Below are 16,974 nucleotides of genomic sequence, written 5' to 3' on the forward strand. Positions count from 1 at the left end.
GAAGGTAAGGGATCATATGCTTATTCCAAGCTTAACTTATACACTCTGGCTTCATAAGGGCGGAGCTTCAAGGCTTGCAGATTCTCCCCTTTTACCGGCACGTAGTTGGACAGAAGCAGCTCCGCTTTGGCGGCAGGATAGCCCTCCTCCTCAGGCCAGTGGAACACCGGGTCACGCTCAAAGAAATTCAAAATGACTAGCACATGCTCCTTCCCCAACGTGCGGGTAAACACATACAACTCGGTATCCAGCGGCAACAGCAGCTTATATTCACCATAAACGATCACCTCATGTTGTTTACGCAGGGCAATCAGTTTACGATAATAGTGAAAAATCGAATCCGAGTTATGTCTTTCCGCCTCAGCGTGGATGTACGTGTAGTTATCGTTGATTTTCATCCATGGCTCTCCATCGGTAAACCCGGCCGCATGCCCTCCATTCCACTGCATGGGCGTCCGCGCATTATCCCGGCTTTTTCTCCAAATGGCCGCCATAATCTGCTCTTCCGGTTGGCCAAGCTTCCGTTGCTGTTCATAGTAATTCAACGTCTCCACGTCCCGGTAATCATCAATCGACGAGTATGCGATATTGGTCATGCCGATTTCCTCGCCCTGATAAATGTACGGCGTCCCTTCGAGCATATGCGTGAAAGTAGCCAGCATTTTGCCCGACTCCACACGGTAATGTCCATCATTTCCGAATCGCGAGAGGGCGCGCGGCTGATCATGGTTGTTCAGATAATTCGCATTCCAGCCTTCCTGATGAAGCACCGTCTGCCAGCTGCTCATAATTTTTTTAAGCTCTACCAGTGTCCACGGCTTGGGTCTCCACTTTTCTGTTCCCTGTCCCTCGGCATCTATAAACATGTGTTCAAACTGGAAAACCATATTCAGTTCATGTCGCTGATCCCCCACATAATCGAGCGCCTGTTCAGGGCCCAAGCCTGATGTCTCACCGACGGTCATTAAGGGATACCGCTCCAGCACCCTTTCATTCAGCATGCGAAGAAGCACATGCACCTGTTCCAAATTGGAAAAAAGCTGATAGGCCCGTACCAATGTCCGTTTCTCGGGATTATTGGCGTCCGGCAGCCCTTCGGCTTTGACAATATGAGCAATGGCATCAAACCGGAAGCCGTCGACTCCCTTTTTCAGCCACCATTCCACCATGCGGTACAGTTCAGCGACCATTTCTTCATTGTTCCAGTTGAGGTCCGGCTGATGCTCGGAATACAGATGCATGTAATATTCGTCTGTAAGCTTGTCATATTTCCACACAGAGCCGGAAAAATACGATTCCCAATTGTTTGGATATCTGCCATTTTTACCTGTTCGCCATATGTAGTAGTCTCGTTTCGGATTGTGCTTGGACGAGCGTGACTCCGTAAACCATGGATGCTCATCTGAGGTATGATTTAATACCAGATCCATCATAATTTTGATGCCTCGTTCATGCGCCTTGTGAAGGAGTTTATCAAAATCCTCCATCGTTCCGAATTCATCCATAATGGCATAATAATCGCTAATATCGTAGCCGTTATCATGATTGGGCGATTTGTACACCGGGCAAATCCAGATGACATCAATGCCCAGCTCACTCAGATAGTCCAGCCTGGACAGAATACCCTGTAAATCTCCTTTTCCGTCTCCGTCCGAATCCTGAAAGCTGATCGGATAAATCTGATACACAACGGCTTCCTTCCACCATATCTTTTTAGGCATGTTTCCCTCCTATAGCTTCTCTGTACATCCAATAGCATATGCTCTTAACATACACGCAATACCTGCTGGCGAATCGTTTGTATAATGGGGAGAAGGGAGATTGAAAAAACATTTTTAAAAAAACAGGTTGTAAAAGTTACTCCGGCGTTACCTATATATATGAACCGCCCATATCCATGAACCAGTAAGCGGTCCCATTCTCTAAATCAAAGGAGGAACTCACATGAACCATCGCCCCAAAGAGCCAAAGGATCTGATTGTGGAGTCGGCTGTGATCCCGCCAAATATCAATGTGGATGTGAAATCAGCCACCGAAGGGGGAAAGCGCCGTCTGATGCTTAGCGATAACCCGGAGACACTCACCCCCGTGACTGTACCTGCCCGGCAAGCTACCCTGTGGCATGACGTGATACGCACGACAACCCGGACGGTCAAGCATCGCATTTTCGGCTGGCATTACAACAAAATCGGCGGCCCTGTCAAACTGGGCATTACCGTAGAGAACAAAAGCGATGCTGCGCTTGAAGTACGTCATATCGAGCGGGCTCTAGAGATTGCGCCTGAGGATGGTAACTGGATTATGGATGTCGGGCAGTCTATTGCCAAAAGCTGTTTGGCGGGTACGATGAAGCGCTTGAAGCTGGTAGACCGTCATAAATTTGGCAAAGGCACAGCGCTGCTGGAAGAATTCGAGCTGCCTGAAGGGTCGCTGGCCGGATTCACCTATGATCTCACTGTGGAATATGCCGAAGGCCACGGTACGTTGGACTATGTAATCCGCACCGTGGTCAGCAAGGATATACAAACCGACCTGCGCGGGATTCATGCGGAGCCGCTACCACCCGTACCGCCGCCGCAGGCGCATCCGCGCGGTACATGGTCCTTTTCCGAAACGAACGCGCGGATGCCGGAGTACGTGGTCGGGCAAAGCGCCAACTACCGAGCATGTGCCACCAAAAAATTGGATGGCGAGACGCCCGCCGATCTACTGTTTACCGGGGCTCGCAGCGAGCTAGGCCCTGCGCTTGATAATCGTGGACAATTCGGTGTCATATATAACGCTACGATCCCCATCGTTAACGACGGTCACGAGGAACGTACGGTCCGCATCTACGCCAATCCGCGTGGGGGAGCGTTCGCCGGGTCTGTGCGTGTGAATGATCATGTATATGGTATCCCTCTGCTACGAGATAATACCAAGGTATGCCGATTGGCTGATATCAGCGTGCCCCCCGGCAAGTCCAGCTATTCTCTAAGTTTTATGATTGCAGGCAGCGCAACCACGCCGTTGGGCCTGTACGTCATCACGCTATAACAGATCGCATGACTGGATGAGCGAACGTGGGGCCAAAATTTTCACAGGATATGGTCTGCGCTATAGTAAATGGAGCTGTCCCGCTTCGTCATTAGTGTAAAAAAGCGCGAGTACAAGGGTTATTCCCCCTGTAGCTCGCGCTTTTTGGTTCATGCTCACCCAATTGAGCAGGTTATGGTCAAGCGAAGGCACGTAGTCCTCTTCGCCGCCATACCCGGCATCGGCGATGACCATACCCGGTTTGTGTCAGAATAAATATCGCTCTATTTGAACCGCTGGACCTGCCTCGAAGGCATAATGGTCAACTCTGGAATATTGACATGCTCCGGCTGCTCTAGTGCATAAAGGGCAGCTTCTGCAACATCATCGGGATGCAGCGGCAAAACGCTCGAAGCAAACGCCCGAATCTCCTGCTCTGGATATCCAGCCACCTGCGAAAATTCCGTCGCCACCGCCCCGGGGTGAATCGCAGTTACACGGATTCCTTGCGTACTGGTCTCCAAACGCAAGGCGGAGGCTATGGCGCTAACACCGTACTTGGTAGCACTGTATAGTCCTCCTCCGGCAACCACTTCCTTCGCTGCAATAGAGGAGACAATGACAACATCCCCCTTGGCCTGTTCCCTCATTGGCTGGAGCCCATACTTCAGTGTCAGGACAAGACCGTGCACATTCGTCTTGTAAAGCTCCTCCCATCTTTCCAGGTCTACTTCTGCCAGTGGGCTTCGATACCCGAAGCCGGCATTGGCAACGATAATGTCAAGCCGCCCCCAGCGTTCAAGAATGGCGTGGACCGCCTGCTGTACATCTTCAGCTTTTTGGATATCGGCAGGTATTGCCATGACCTCGTACAATTCCTCTTGGTGCAAGTCGCGAACCAATTCGTCCAATCGCTCCTGACGGCGTGCCAATACAGCTACATACGCGCCTCGCTCTGCCAGTTTTTTTGCAATCGATGCCCCAATGCCGCTGCTTGCGCCTGTTACCAAAGCTACTTTACCGGCTAGGCTTTCCTTCCCTTTCCAGGATAACTCCAACTCATCCAATATCATGTTAAACCCTCCCAATCTTATTTGGTTAAAAGCACGCGATGAACACCCTGGCTACCTCCAGGAGCTGTACCTATATATAAATATCCGTCATGGTTTACAACCGTGGTTACCCCATAAACCGAGCCTTCAGGATCATGCCAGCTTCCGATGAGTTTACCCTGCGGATTAAGCTCCACAGCAAGCCCATGCTTCACAGGTGCGCTTGCACCGCTGAGCAGCGATTGAGGCAATTTGGCCATCATTCCAGCCAGCCACGGGCTTTTATGCATCTGATCTACAAAGGGAATACGTGTCGTGAAGAGACCGACCCAGAAGTGGCCTTGATCATCACGCGTAATGTTATCCGGAAAACCAGCGAGATTATCCGCAAAAATATCCGAAGTCCCCTTCTTTGGCCCTTTGAGCCAGTATCTGGTCAATTGGTAGTGATACGACTCTGCCACAAGCACAAAATCTTCGTCCGCAGACAAGGCAACCCCGTTCGCAAAATAAAGGCCTTCCAACAGAACTGTCGTCTGCTTGGTCGCCGGATCATATTTCAGCAAACGTCCATGTGGCTTGTTCTCGGCGATTTCTTTGAAGACTACACTGCCATAATTGGAGGTGTCAGAAAAATAAATGGTACCATCTTTGGCAATATCCAGCTCGTTGGCCAAATAGATCGGTGTGCCGTCGACTTGATTGGCCAACACCGTCACGTTTCCGGAAGGATCTACTGATAGCAGCCCCTTCTTAACATCCGTAACGATCAGATTTCCACTTGCGTCAAACATAAGTCCATTGGGCGTTCCTTTGGTATCTGCATATAGCTGGGCCTTTTGCGGATTGCCCTTTGTATCAATGGCAGCCTTATAAATTTTCCCGTCGGAGTCTCCCGTATATAAATTTCCTTTCTTGTCAAAGGTGATAAATTCCGGAAACTTAGGGGCATCTGTAACAAGCTCTGCGGAGCTGAGTTTATTGTTTTGTTGCCATGGACCCGCTTGTTCAAAAGAGGGGGCCGTAGGTGCAAGCCATTTTGCAGGCTGGACAGGGGAAGGGATGAGCATAAAAATAACCACTCCCAGAAGGATTACCGCCAGCAGCGATAATCCGGTTCTGCGTACCCATTTACGCGGTTTCTTATTCTTTCTTCCTTGAGAATCTTTGACAGACAAATCAGGTTTACTGGGCATTAGAGTGCCTCCTATGTGATGTGAATAATATTTATATTTGAACGACGATTTTACCGAAATACTGTTTTCCTTCAGCCAAAAGTGCGAAGGCTTCGCCGATTCGGCTGAGCGGGAATACCCGGTCGATGACAGGATGTAAACGATGGCGGGAAATGGCACGATTCATGTTTTCGAAATGTTCCCGGTTACCGACTTGGCTACCGCGAATCGTCGCAGCCTTCTGCAAAATGCTGGTGACATCGAACTCAGGAATGGTCAAGCCCGATAAGAATCCGACCATGCTCACAGTCCCTCCGGTACGAAGTGCATTGATGGATTGCGCCATTGTTGCCGCTCCCCCTACATCCAGGACATGGTCGACTCCGCCGCCTGTCAGCTCCAAAGCCACCTTATCCCACTCGGGAACTTCCGAATAGTTGATTGTCTGCCATGCGCCGAGAGCCTTTGCCCGTTCCAGCTTGTCATTGCTGCTCGATGTGATAATTACCCGTGCTCCCGCCATCAGAGAGAATTGAAGCCCAAAGATGGAAACACCGCCTGTTCCTTGCAAGAGCACCGTATCCCCCGCTCGCAGCCCGCCGGATTCCATCAGCATGCTCCATGCGGTTAATGCCGCAATCGGCAAGGTGGAAGCCTCCTCCCAAGAAAGGTGATCCGGAATGGCGACGACCCCTTCTTCATGCAGAACGATATATTCAGCCGCCACTCCACTGAGCGGGCCTCCCAGACTGTCCTTTAAGACCTCCGCTCTCGTACTCCCGCCAATGAATTTCTGTTGTAAATTTCCCGCTACCCTTTGTCCAACCTGAAATTTTGTCACCCCTTCGCCCACAGCTACAATTTCACCCGCTCCATCGGATAACGGAATGAAGGGAAATTGAATGCCGATCGGCATTACTCCATTGAGTATTACCAAATCTCGATAATTAAGAGACGCTGCCCTTATGCGGATCAAAACTTCCAGTCGTCCCGGCACCGGTATGTCAAGTTCCGTCAAGGTTAACTCTTCAAAGCCAAAACCGTTTTTCAGTTGCACTGCTTTCATTTTGGTTGTCCTCCCTGTAATGTTAAACTTTTTACCTAGTATGGATACATCGTATTACGAAAGAAACACTGTTTCTTATATAATACACTGTATCCAATTGTATTCAAGACGTCAATCTTTACTTTAAAAATAAAAACGGTCGTAAACTGCTTCCAGGCTTTTAACGTTCCTTACCAAGTAAAATTGGAGACTGGGTGGCTTCTCTTGTCCAGAACTTGCTCAGGTGGGCAAGCATGACCAAAAAACGCGAGTTGCAGGGGTGAAATAACCTCTGCACTCGCGTTTTTTTTACATTAATGGTGATATAAGCGCTGTCCAATAGAATTGGAATTTGCTTATGCGACAGCCTTATTTAAGCTCCAATTATTATAAACTACGTCTACTTAAATTTGTTCCCTGACTATATTACGCTACTAAGCATAAAATTGGGGGGCGGACTCGGCTCCGGCTTGCCAAACAAATAACCCTGCGCCAGGGACACACCTGCTTCACGACAAAATTCAAAATCCTCCATCTGCTCAACGCCTTCAGCCAGTACCTGACCGCCAAAACGAGAAGCCGATTCCACGATCCCTGTAATTTGTCGCTTCTGATCACTGTTGCGATAACAGCCATCAATTAAACTGCGATCAATTTTGACATAATCCGGCTGGAGACAGTTCATCAGCTCTGTCGTAGAATAACCTGCCCCCACATCGTCCAGTGCCACTGAAACTCCACGTTTGCGATATAGTTCAAAAATATGATGCAAAACATTCAGGTCGTCTATCTCTTCTGTCTCTACAACTTCAAATACAAAATCCTCCGCATTCATGCACAACCGGTCAATCGTCTCAAAGGTATGATTCAAGCAATAAGCCGGATTATAAATAGTGGAAGGAAGAAAATTAATAAAACGTTTGATTCCCGCAGGAAGGCATGTTGCACTTTTTTCAATCGCAGAAATACGGGCTGACCGATCCAGATGAGCGTGTAATCCAGCTTCACGAGCGATTTCAAACAGCCGAAAGGGCTGAAAAAGTCTCTGCGGATGTGACGGACGCAGCAAAAACTCAAACCCGATAACATTCAGCTTGTGGTCGACAATAGGCTGCATATGGCTGGAAAAACTTTGATCCGCAATAATGTCCATGACATTCGGATGCTTGATTCGGGCTTGCAGTTGGCTGAATGGAAGCCAATCCTCATACCCTTCGACATGAAACGTTCCGGTCACCACAACCTCCATATGTAACAACCATTCCTTCGGCAAAAGAGCCAGTCTGTCCATCCATTGCTCCAGCTCCGAAGGACTGTCATAGCGAAACGCAATGCCGTCCTCGCTCCCTTGTTCCTGTTTCATTTGTTCCGACAGCATACCCAAGTTGTCCAACGCTTGAGTAAGCGACACCCTGGAATGCCTGATTTTTAGCAACCCCTGGTCCTTAATAGGTAATATGATGCTGCAATTGCTGCAAGTCATAATGGTCCTCCTCGGAACAATTTTCCGGTTTTTTCACCATTATATCACAAATAACTAGAACAAAAGTACTATGTAATTACGTTTTTTTACAAAAAATAAGGTTATTTTCGGCTACAACCTAGGACTTAAGTGTATATTCGACAAAAATTAAAGTCTTTTGAACTAATATTAAGGAGTGTTTAAAAATTAATCACATCATTGATTAAACTTGAAATAATTTTTCTGGGATATAATCTCTGCCTATTTTATTTTTTAGAACAACTCTCCGTTGGCAAAGAGGATATTTTACGTTATAATGTAGATATTAATACGTAGTCGTGTTTCTTCCGAAACCGAGCTGGATAAGATAGCATCCAGTACCCGACGGGCGGGTCTTATAAATACCTTGTTCATCCAAAATGTGCCGCCATTCTTTAAATATGCAAGCTCTGATGGGATACATCAGGGCTTTTTTTGTGACATTACAACTATACATATTAAAGGACAAGGAAAAATAAATGCTTGATTTGACAACGCTACTCAGCTTAAATAAAAAACCAAATTTCGCAGACATTGACTTACCAGTTCTGCGAGAGCTATTTTATAAAGAACTTTATCCCTACACATTTGAATTTATCTTAAGTACGGGGGAAACAATTACGCTAAAGTTTGACTTAAATAAATTTTGTCACTTGGTTGGCATTGAAAAGACTGCAAAGCAACAACGGACTCTACGTGGAAGACAGTTAAAAGATTACAAAGGTATGTGAGGTCTAAATAACATCTTTAAAGGAGTATTAAATAAAGCCAGTATACGTAACTTAGGTGTCAATCTGAATCCTATGAAAGATAAAATGCTTCATTTTTATTTTTTACCTCGTCTAATGAATACAGGTTCTTTGATGATCAAGTATGTTCCAAGTACTACAAGCGCTTTATCATGCGAGTTCTTTATCTATGATTTGCATTCACCAGACAATGCATACATCCAACTGGATTACAAAAAGAATGGCATGGCAAGTGGTATTATCCAGAATCATTTTTAGTCAACCGCATAACAGCAGCTAATCCTACGAACAAGCAGGCTGCTCCACCAAGCCACACTGTTTCGATTGTAGCTCGGCATAGATATGAACGCGAAGAAAAATCAAGATTTAAAAAGAAACGATTATTACACCAACGCCGACGACGTACAACAAGACGATCTAAGCATAATGTAACACGCATTTATAAAAGAGCTACTTAAGGGAAATATAAGTTTTGTCCCATTTCAAATACACGTTCAGTCCCCTCTCCACCAAATCACTTCATTACCTAAATCCTTAAAATTAAGGGAGTGTCAACATCTAGTAATAGCTGTTGACACTCCCTTTGAAAGATATAAATCCCGTTTTACACATTACATTTGAGAAGCTTATTTGGAAGCCTTTGGCTTGGTTGTTTTAGCTGGTTTAGCTACCGCAGGTTTGGCTGCTTTTACGGCTGGCTTCGCCGTTGCTTTCGCCGGAGCCACGGTTTCCTTTACAGGAGTCGTTGCTGCATTGGGCTTCGCGCCAGCTTTAAGACTATATTTAGCAAAGCCGTCAGCCGCGCTGCCGAGGAATGAAATTTGCTGGTTTCCGGCAAGCACGTCTTTAGCATCGGGTGAGGATTCGAAGGAAACCTTTGCCTCACCGAAAGGAGCAATAGACCAGTTGCCATCCGCAGCCGGATTAATCGTTCCATTCGTACGGATGTAATCAATAACGACTTGGCGGCTTTCGTCCGGTGCTGCCATCACAATGCGTTTGCCATCCGGATTTGCCAGTTTGGATGAGGAAGCACGATAGTTGTTGGTCGCTACGATAAATTTCTGTGCAGGATCAATTGCTTTCCCGTTGTATTGTAAATCCTTGATACGATGAGCAGAAGGATCAATAACGGCTCCCTTGGCATCATATCGTGCAGGCTGTGTCACATCAATCTGGTAGTTCACACCGTCAATGACATCAAAATTGTAGGTAGGGAAATCTTTGTTAATCAGCGATTGTTCCTCGGTTTTCTTTGGATCGATACGGTTGAACTGGCCCGCAGACCATTCCAGCCATTCCTGAATTTCAGCACCGGTAACTTCTACGGCCTGAACCGTGTTCGGGTACACGTACAGATCGGACACGTTTTTAATGGCTATCGTGCCTTCAGGAATGTTGGTATAATACTCGGCACCGTTTCGACCACCAGCCTTGAATGGGGCGCCAGCCGACAATACGGGAAGATTTTCGTATTCGGTCCCTTTAAGATGGTTCTGTACGTACCATTTTTGTGCATTCGTCACAATCTGAATGGATGGGTCATCCTGCACTAATGCAAAATAACTGTTGATCGGTGCTGTCGCTGTTCCCACCGGTTGACGAACATAATCCAATGTTCCTTTATGTTCGTCCTTGACCGCCTCTGTCAGTTTGAATTCGGGTTTGATCTGTTGCACCGCTGGATTGGTAGTATTCACAACCGGGCGCACTTCCGACTGAGAATTAGTTACATTCCACACGCGGTTTTTCTTTTCAAGGCTCAGGTCAATAATGCCCAACTCCTTGCCCCATGAGGAAGCTTCTACAGCCGGTACGCCATTAATGGTTCCTTTATCCAGGTCTACACCGCTCATTCCTTTAAAATCAGGGCCGGGGAAAGATTTATGCGCGTGTCCAAATAAAATAGCGTTAATTCCGTCTACCTTGCTCAAATATTTAACGGCATTCTCCATCAATGGAGTTTGCGGTACATCCTCATAACCTGTGTGTGCCAGCACAATAATAATTTCAGCACCCTCGGTTTTCATTTGTGGAATAAACTTTTTCGCCGTTTCCACAATATCCTTGGTAACGACTTTGCCCTTCAAATTACTTTCATCCCACTGCGTAATTTGTGGTGTTACCAAGCCAATCACGCCTACTTTGATTGAATGAACTTCACCCTTTTCATCCGTTACTTCTTTATCCAGAATGCGATAAGGGGTAAAATAATTTTTAGTGCCTTGGCCCCCATCATCGTAATACACATTCGCATTTACGTAAGGGAAATCAGCTCCCTTGAGCGATCTTTCCAAAAAGTCGAGACCATAGTTAAATTCGTGGTTCCCCACCGTAGCCGCATCATAGTCCATCAAGTTCATCATCTTGTAGACCGGATGGACACCGCCTTCTTTCTCGAAGGTTTTGCTTCTGGCCATATAATCACCCAGTGGATTGCCCTGCAATAAGTCGCCGTTATCGAACAACAGGCTGTTTCTCGTTTCACTGCGCGCCTGCTGGATCAGTCCGGCTGTGCTAATCAAGCCATATTCGTTCGTTTCCTTGTCCGCATAGTAATCGTAGTTCATCAAGGCCGCATGAATATCCGTTGTTTCCATGATCCGCAAATTCACTGTAGCGCTATCCTTGGATTCGCTGGCAGCCCAAGACGGAGCGGCTGAAAGCACCAGCATACTACAGGCTACGACGGCTGCTGTAAACCCTTTAAACCATTTTTTATGAAATAACAAAATATATCCCTCCTCATTAAGGTGTAGGCCTCATACACATACTTTTGCACATATATGTAAGTTTAGAACCCACCATTCCTATTTTAATCCAACGCGGGACAAAAGAGTAGTCATTTACCCTATTTATTTATGAAAAAATAATTAATTTTCCGAGAACTTAAAAACCAGCAAACCTCCCAAAAAACTCGGAGAATTGCTGGTTTTCTCATACTCTATCCGTTTCTATTTTTCCCACACCTGACGTCCGGTTTGCTTGCCCACATACTCAATTCGAGTAGGATTTACATCCAGAATGACATAATCAGGGTCATCCGGGCCGGAAAACCATTCCTTCAACGAATCATTCCACACTTGTTTGCGCAGTCCCTCGTCAGCCGTTACACGGACAGTCGCCTCAACCTCTACGACTTCCTTTGTACCGCCAACCTCATAGCCCAGCAGCAGATAAGCGTTTGGGTTGTCCTTGAGCTCCTCCACCTTATGTGTTTTGCGATCTGTCGCCAGATGGATGTTAAACCCTTCGTTAAAAAGAGCCATATAGCGTACCTTCGGCTTGCCGCCTTCTACTGTACCCAACGAGCAAAATTTGTTGTTATCCAAAGCCTTTACAATGGCTTGTTCCAGTTGGCTGCGATCCAATGTTTCCGTTTTACCCACGGTACAACAACTCCTTTTCGCAAATTAGAATTCCTGTGAATTGGTTTCCGACAAGATCATGGTCATTTTCAGAACAAAGCTCACAGTAAAAGTGTACCCTGTCGTTTGGCAAATGAACCGCCACTTCTTCCTATATGCTGGACAGACCCGCCTTCTAGGCATATAATCGTCGTAGTAAACCCGAATGAATAACCCATTCGACTATACAATGCCAGGGGTGCTGGAATCGGCCGGCTGAGAGTGTGTCCCAAGACACTGACCCTTACAACCTGATCTGGGTAATGCCAGCGTAGGAATGCTTAAGCAAGATGCGCCTTTTCTTTGACCAGGCCCATCCCTTACTTTGGTATATACATGCGCAAGCGTCCCGGAACATCGGGGCGCTTTTTTTGTTGAAGATGATGTTGTTGGAACAGATAGCGTCCGGCAGAAGTTATTTTTGTGAAATGGGAAACATAAGCTGTCTGATCCGACGGATTACGGGTAATAAAGGAGAGAACACAACGATGAAGCGCATGAAAATGTTAAGCCTTGGGCTGATCAGCCTGTGGTTAATGGCCCTGACCCTGACCGCCTGCGGCGGAAGCTCCCTCTCTGCCCCACAAGGCGAGACTCCTGCCGCCAACACCCAAACATCCTCCCCGACAAAGGGACTCAAGGACGTTAAAGTCGTGCTCGACTGGACGCCAAATACGAATCATACGGGCCTCTATGTCGCCAAGGACAAAGGATTTTACGAAAAAGCAGGCTTGAATGTCCAAATCGTTCAACCCGGCTCAGGCGGAGCCGATCAAATGGTTGCTTCCAATGCTGTACCTTTTGGTATCAGCTATCAGGAGGGCGTCACACAAGCTCGTACGCAAGGGGTACCGCTCGTATCCATCGCTGCGGTCATTCAGCATAATACATCAGGCTTCGCAGCCCCGGTTGACCGCGGGATTAAGAGTCCTAAGGATTTTGAAGGTAAAACCTACGGCGGCTGGGGTTCGCCCGTAGAAGAAGCGGTCATGAAATCCATTATGGATGCAGACAAAGGCGACGTAAGCAAGGTGAAGATCATCAACATGGGCAATGCCGATTATTTTACAGCCGTGAAGCGGGATATCGACTTTGCCTGGATTTTCTACGCATGGACCGGGATTGAAGCCCAACTACGGGGTGAGCCACTGGATATGCTGTATGTAAAAGATTATTCCAAAAGTCTGGATTACTATACACCTGTCATCGTGAGCAACGAACAGACGATTAAAAATGATCCTGAGCTGGTCAAGTCCTTCATGGACGCAACCGCTCAAGGCTATGAATATACCATCGCTCACCCGGAAGAAGCCGCAGATATCTTGATTAAAGCGGTTCCGGAGCTGGATAAAAAGCTGGTGCTCGCCAGCCAAAAATGGCTAAGCCCACGTTATCAGGACGATGCCACCCAATGGGGCGTACAAAAAGCGGAGATATGGAAAAACTACTCCGACTGGATGTACGAGCGCAAGCTGCTCAGCAAACCCTTGGAAGTCGATAAAGCCTTCACCAACGACTTCCTGCCCAAGCGTTAATCATTTTGTCAAAACGCTAAATTACCAAATAAATAAAGTCGAACTAGGGACGTGCACCAAGCGCCACTACGCGGACGGATGGTGCTTCCCATCGTTGTTGTACCCAGACTTCTTTTATAAATATCCAGAGGTGAAATCCGGGCAAGGTGATGCTTCCGAAGCGAGCTTTCCTATGGAAAGCTTTTAAAGCGAACGCTAACGCTTCTACAGCACCATTCCGCCCACTTCGTTCTCGTTCCACTTGGTTTGTTTTTTAGTTTCGTCTTATTCTAAGCGCTAAGTAGGTGCGCTTGTGTGTAAAAAATGCCACACAAACCACTTTAAAAATAAGGTGCTTTTAAGGCGGTTGCAGCGTAGCGTTACATTTGAATCTGAAGAAGCGAAGCGCTCGCCTTTGCCGTGGGATTCTTACCTTTTAAATTATTCAAAGAATCCCACGGCAACAGCGATCGTAAGATCAAATGAAACGCGGAGCGGTCTCACCCGCCTTAAACCAATTTATTTTCCTAAAACTTAAACAATAAAGGACAGGTGAATTCACATGGCTAACACACTGCTCAGTATTCAAGTGATTCCTAAAACCCCCAATAACGAGGACTCTTATGCATATGTAGATAAAGCGATTGAAGTTATTCAGCGCTCCGGTGTCAAACATCAGGTGAACCCATTGGACACGACCATGGAAGGTGAGCTGGATGAGCTGCTGAAAGTGGTTAAGGACATGCACGAGGCACTGACAGAAGCGGGCAGTCCAAGTGTCATTTCACAGATCAAAATCGCACATAACCCGCAGGGTATCAGCATGGATAAGCTGACCGAGAAATATCGCCCATGAACCCGAAAGGCAAAAACGCATCCTGGTGGAAAAGCGTATGGCCGCCCCTTGTGGCGGTCCTCTTCTTTTTAGCGGCCTGGCAGGGAGCGGTTTCCTATTGGCATGTGGAATCATGGATACTGCCTGCTCCGTCCCTGATCGTGCAGGAAGGAATGGCCCAATCGGTGCTGATTAGCGCACATACCTGGGCTACCGTTCGCTTAACGCTGGCGGGATTTGCTATCGGCACAGCAACTGGACTATTGATCGCCATTGTTCTTCATACCATCCCTTTTCTCAAATCGGCTCTGTACCCGCTGCTCATTCTTAGTCAAAACATTCCGACCATCGCTCTCGGTCCATTGCTGATGGTGTGGTTTGGTTTTGGCGTGTTGCCCAAGCTGATGGTGATTACACTGGTCTGCTTTTTCCCCGTGGCTGTAGCGGCCATGGACGGGCTGACACGGACGGACCGCACGATGATGAGCTATATGCGCATGTCGGGCGCAGGCCGCATGGCTATTTTCATGAAGCTGGAATTACCACATTCCCTGCCGCAAGTATTTTCGGGCATCAAAATTGCCGCCACCTACAGCGTGATGGGCGCAATCATTGCCGAATGGATCGGAGCCAGCGAAGGAATTGGATATTATATGAACCTGCAAAAATCAGCCTACCGTACGGATCTGATTTTTGCCGCCATTGGCATCATTGTTACACTCAGTTTGCTAATGTTCGTAGCTATTCTACTGCTGGAAAAATGGCTAGTACGCTGGAAACCCGATCAGGAATAGCTTCCAAATGGTATGACCAGAATACGCTGGAAACCCATGATACCAAAGAAAGGACGTGGTGCGTATGAGTCTGCATCCGACTGACTTATCACCGCAAAATATGGCTGATGAACAACAAGTCCAAGGGATCGGGGAGCCGCAGGAGCGTTCCTCCACTCCTCCAGCTCTGGAACTGGACGGCATCAGCCTGGCCTTCCGTGAAAAGCGAAGCTTGCTGCCTGTATTGCAGGATGTATCTCTGACCGTCAAACCCGGGGAATTCGTCTCCCTGATCGGTCCGTCCGGCAGCGGCAAAAGTACGTTGTTTCACATCATCGGCGGGCTGCTCAAGCCCCAGCAAGGACACATCCGTATGCACGGACAGGACGTGACCGGGGAACGCGGACATATCAGCTATATGCCGCAACAGCCCGCGCTTTTCCCGTGGCGTACCACGCTGGACAATGTACTGCTTGGGCAGGAAAATGCGCCGCGTAAAGATACAGCAGCGCAGCCCTGGCACACCAGCGAACGCGAACGCCGCAAGGAAGCCCTGCAATGGCTGGAGCAGGTCGGGCTTGGCCCCTTCGCCAAGGCGTATCCGCATACGCTCTCTGGCGGCATGCAGCAGCGGGCGGCTTTCCTGCGGGCGCTGCTCAGTCCGCAAGAGCTGATGCTGCTGGATGAGCCGTTCAGCGCACTGGATGCGCTGACGCGCGGAGACATGCAACAATGGCTCCTGCGGATGTGGGAGAAGAACCGCCGCTCCGTGCTGTTTATTACCCACAGCATTGAGGAAGCGTTGTTGCTCTCCGATCGTATCTATGTACTGTCGGCACGACCTGCTTCGGTGATACATGTCGTAGACGTTCCCTTCCCCCGCCCTCGCAGGGAAGAAATCACCCTCGACCCGCGCTTTATCGAATGGAAGCGGAAAATGACAGGCTGGATGCGCGAGGAAAAGCACAGACTGGAAGGCGACACGGGCAACACGGGAAGCGTCCGTGAGGATGCTTCAGATGACGAGGTAAAGCCGCTATGAATGACTCAAAGAACATGAAAGCGGACACGACAGCGCCAAAGTTAGCACCCGCGCCGCTAATCGATGCGCACATTCATGTGGATAGCTATCCGTCTGATCAGCAAGAGCTATTGCTCGCTTCGCTTGCTGCTAGCAGCGTCGAAGCCGTCATAGCCGTGTCCATGCATCTCGCCTCCAGCCGGGCCAATTTGTGCTTGTCTGAGCGTTATCCCGGGCTGGTACGACCCGCCTTTGGCTTTCATCCCGAACAGCCTCTTCCACCGCAAGCTGAGCTTGATCTGTTGTTCGACTGGATGGACAAGCATGCAGAGCATATGGTCGCCGTAGGTGAGGTCGGCTTGCCCTACTATAATCGGCTGGAAACCTTACGAAGCGGCGTTCCCTTTGACCTCGCTCCTTACATAGAATTACTGGAGCGTTTTGTCCGGTTTGCGCGGAAGCATAACAAACCGATTGTGCTGCATGCCGTCTATGAGGACGCGGACATTGCCTGCGATTTACTGGAACGCCACGGCGTCACACAGGCGCATTTCCATTGGTTTAAAGGCTCTGCCGCCACGACCGAACGCATGGCCCGTAACGGCTATTATGTCTCCTTTACACCGGATCTCTTGTATGAGGACGAAATCCGAAGTTTGGCAACACAGTATCCACTCGGTCAGGTGATGGCGGAAACGGACGGCCCTTGGCCCTTTGAGGGGCCTTTTGCCGAACAACAGACCCATCCACGCATGACCGCCGAAGTTATTCGGGCGTGTAGCAAGCTGACAGGTCAAGATGAAATTGCCGTTCGGCAATTATTTTATGACAATACGAGACGCTTTTACGCACTATCTAATTTATAAAGTCGTTACAGCATAAGCAAA

The 16,974-nt window shown here is 48.1% G+C and carries 14 protein-coding genes and 1 riboswitch; of the genes, 7 read left to right on the forward strand and 7 right to left on the reverse strand.

Features of this window, described 5'->3' with window-relative positions; all coding sequences use genetic code 11:
- Window positions 1–20: 20 nt before the first annotated feature.
- Window positions 21–1,721, reverse strand: a complete 1,701-nt coding sequence (locus tag ACQ4MX_RS12515; protein WP_431090923.1) for a glycoside hydrolase family 13 protein — start codon at window positions 1,719–1,721, stop codon at window positions 21–23.
- A gap of 223 nt (window positions 1,722–1,944) precedes the next feature.
- On the opposite strand from ACQ4MX_RS12515, the gene ACQ4MX_RS12520 reads away from it, so the two are divergent.
- Window positions 1,945–3,036, forward strand: coding sequence for a hypothetical protein (locus ACQ4MX_RS12520; RefSeq protein WP_431090924.1), 1,092 nt, complete (start codon window positions 1,945–1,947; stop codon window positions 3,034–3,036).
- A 263-nt stretch (window positions 3,037–3,299) separates the two neighbouring features.
- On the opposite strand, the gene ACQ4MX_RS12525 is transcribed toward ACQ4MX_RS12520, so the two are convergent.
- The 4 genes from ACQ4MX_RS12525 to ACQ4MX_RS12540 form a co-directional block, all read right to left on the reverse strand.
- Complete coding sequence (locus ACQ4MX_RS12525; protein ID WP_431090925.1) at window positions 3,300–4,088, reverse strand: SDR family oxidoreductase; 789 nt, start codon at window positions 4,086–4,088, stop codon at window positions 3,300–3,302.
- Window positions 4,089–4,105: 17 nt separating this feature from the next.
- Window positions 4,106–5,263: an SMP-30/gluconolactonase/LRE family protein gene (locus ACQ4MX_RS12530; protein ID WP_431090927.1), complete on the reverse strand. Its 1,158-nt coding sequence runs from the start codon at window positions 5,261–5,263 to the stop codon at window positions 4,106–4,108.
- Between the two features lie 31 nt (window positions 5,264–5,294).
- Complete coding sequence (locus tag ACQ4MX_RS12535; protein ID WP_431090928.1) at window positions 5,295–6,308, reverse strand: zinc-dependent alcohol dehydrogenase family protein; 1,014 nt, start codon at window positions 6,306–6,308, stop codon at window positions 5,295–5,297.
- 400 nt (window positions 6,309–6,708) lie between these two features.
- Entirely contained in the window at window positions 6,709–7,770 is a 1,062-nt protein-coding gene (locus tag ACQ4MX_RS12540; protein ID WP_431090929.1) for an EAL domain-containing protein, read from the reverse strand.
- 497 nt (window positions 7,771–8,267) lie between these two features.
- On the opposite strand from ACQ4MX_RS12540, the gene ACQ4MX_RS12545 reads away from it, so the two are divergent.
- Entirely contained in the window at window positions 8,268–8,519 is a 252-nt protein-coding gene (locus ACQ4MX_RS12545; protein WP_431090930.1) for a PBECR4 domain-containing protein, read from the forward strand.
- A gap of 644 nt (window positions 8,520–9,163) precedes the next feature.
- Here ACQ4MX_RS12545 and ACQ4MX_RS12550 read toward each other — a convergent pair.
- Window positions 9,164–11,269, reverse strand: a complete 2,106-nt coding sequence (locus ACQ4MX_RS12550) for a bifunctional 2',3'-cyclic-nucleotide 2'-phosphodiesterase/3'-nucleotidase (protein ID WP_431090932.1) — start codon at window positions 11,267–11,269, stop codon at window positions 9,164–9,166.
- 222 nt (window positions 11,270–11,491) lie between these two features.
- A complete protein-coding gene (locus tag ACQ4MX_RS12555) occupies window positions 11,492–11,926 on the reverse strand; it encodes a pyridoxamine 5'-phosphate oxidase family protein (RefSeq protein WP_431090934.1) in 435 nt (144 codons plus the stop codon).
- Between the two features lie 203 nt (window positions 11,927–12,129).
- Window positions 12,130–12,239: riboswitch (TPP riboswitch) on the forward strand.
- Between the two features lie 193 nt (window positions 12,240–12,432).
- Between ACQ4MX_RS12555 and ACQ4MX_RS12560 the strand changes: the two genes are divergently transcribed.
- The 5 genes from ACQ4MX_RS12560 to ACQ4MX_RS12580 all read left to right on the forward strand — a co-directional run bounded on the left by ACQ4MX_RS12560 (window position 12,433) and on the right by ACQ4MX_RS12580 (window position 16,953).
- Window positions 12,433–13,479: an ABC transporter substrate-binding protein gene (locus ACQ4MX_RS12560; RefSeq protein ID WP_431090936.1), complete on the forward strand. Its 1,047-nt coding sequence runs from the start codon at window positions 12,433–12,435 to the stop codon at window positions 13,477–13,479.
- A 541-nt stretch (window positions 13,480–14,020) separates the two neighbouring features.
- A complete protein-coding gene (locus ACQ4MX_RS12565) occupies window positions 14,021–14,314 on the forward strand; it encodes an MTH1187 family thiamine-binding protein (RefSeq protein ID WP_134911458.1) in 294 nt (97 codons plus the stop codon).
- Window positions 14,311–15,087: an ABC transporter permease gene (locus ACQ4MX_RS12570; RefSeq protein ID WP_134911459.1), complete on the forward strand. Its 777-nt coding sequence runs from the start codon at window positions 14,311–14,313 to the stop codon at window positions 15,085–15,087. Before ACQ4MX_RS12565 ends, ACQ4MX_RS12570 begins: the two co-directional genes overlap by 4 nt.
- A gap of 64 nt (window positions 15,088–15,151) precedes the next feature.
- Window positions 15,152–16,108, forward strand: a complete 957-nt coding sequence (locus tag ACQ4MX_RS12575; RefSeq protein WP_431090938.1) for an ABC transporter ATP-binding protein — start codon at window positions 15,152–15,154, stop codon at window positions 16,106–16,108.
- Window positions 16,105–16,953 carry a TatD family hydrolase gene (locus ACQ4MX_RS12580; RefSeq protein WP_431090939.1) on the forward strand — a complete coding sequence of 283 codons (849 nt, stop codon included), beginning with the start codon at window positions 16,105–16,107 and terminating at the stop codon, window positions 16,951–16,953. Before ACQ4MX_RS12575 ends, ACQ4MX_RS12580 begins: the two co-directional genes overlap by 4 nt.
- Window positions 16,954–16,974 lie beyond the last annotated feature (21 nt).

The organism is Paenibacillus sp. 8b26, from assembly GCF_050626875.1.
Classification (GTDB): Bacteria; Bacillota; Bacilli; order Paenibacillales; family Paenibacillaceae; genus Paenibacillus.

What these genes read in the sequence shown, in the direction of transcription:
- ACQ4MX_RS12575 (WP_431090938.1), top strand. Translation starts at nt 15,152, where the DNA reads ATGAGTCTGCATCCGACTGACTTATCACCGCAAAATATGGCTGATGAA.
- ACQ4MX_RS12580 (WP_431090939.1), top strand. Translation starts at nt 16,105, where the DNA reads ATGAATGACTCAAAGAACATGAAAGCGGACACGACAGCGCCAAAGTTA.
- ACQ4MX_RS12540 (WP_431090929.1), bottom strand. Translation starts at nt 7,770, where the DNA reads ATGACTTGCAGCAATTGCAGCATCATATTACCTATTAAGGACCAGGGG.
- ACQ4MX_RS12520 (WP_431090924.1), top strand. Translation starts at nt 1,945, where the DNA reads ATGAACCATCGCCCCAAAGAGCCAAAGGATCTGATTGTGGAGTCGGCT.
- ACQ4MX_RS12515 (WP_431090923.1), bottom strand. Translation starts at nt 1,721, where the DNA reads ATGCCTAAAAAGATATGGTGGAAGGAAGCCGTTGTGTATCAGATTTAT.
- ACQ4MX_RS12560 (WP_431090936.1), top strand. Translation starts at nt 12,433, where the DNA reads ATGAAGCGCATGAAAATGTTAAGCCTTGGGCTGATCAGCCTGTGGTTA.
- ACQ4MX_RS12535 (WP_431090928.1), bottom strand. Translation starts at nt 6,308, where the DNA reads ATGAAAGCAGTGCAACTGAAAAACGGTTTTGGCTTTGAAGAGTTAACC.
- ACQ4MX_RS12530 (WP_431090927.1), bottom strand. Translation starts at nt 5,263, where the DNA reads ATGCCCAGTAAACCTGATTTGTCTGTCAAAGATTCTCAAGGAAGAAAG.
- ACQ4MX_RS12565 (WP_134911458.1), top strand. Translation starts at nt 14,021, where the DNA reads ATGGCTAACACACTGCTCAGTATTCAAGTGATTCCTAAAACCCCCAAT.
- ACQ4MX_RS12525 (WP_431090925.1), bottom strand. Translation starts at nt 4,088, where the DNA reads ATGATATTGGATGAGTTGGAGTTATCCTGGAAAGGGAAGGAAAGCCTA.
- ACQ4MX_RS12545 (WP_431090930.1), top strand. Translation starts at nt 8,268, where the DNA reads ATGCTTGATTTGACAACGCTACTCAGCTTAAATAAAAAACCAAATTTC.
- ACQ4MX_RS12570 (WP_134911459.1), top strand. Translation starts at nt 14,311, where the DNA reads ATGAACCCGAAAGGCAAAAACGCATCCTGGTGGAAAAGCGTATGGCCG.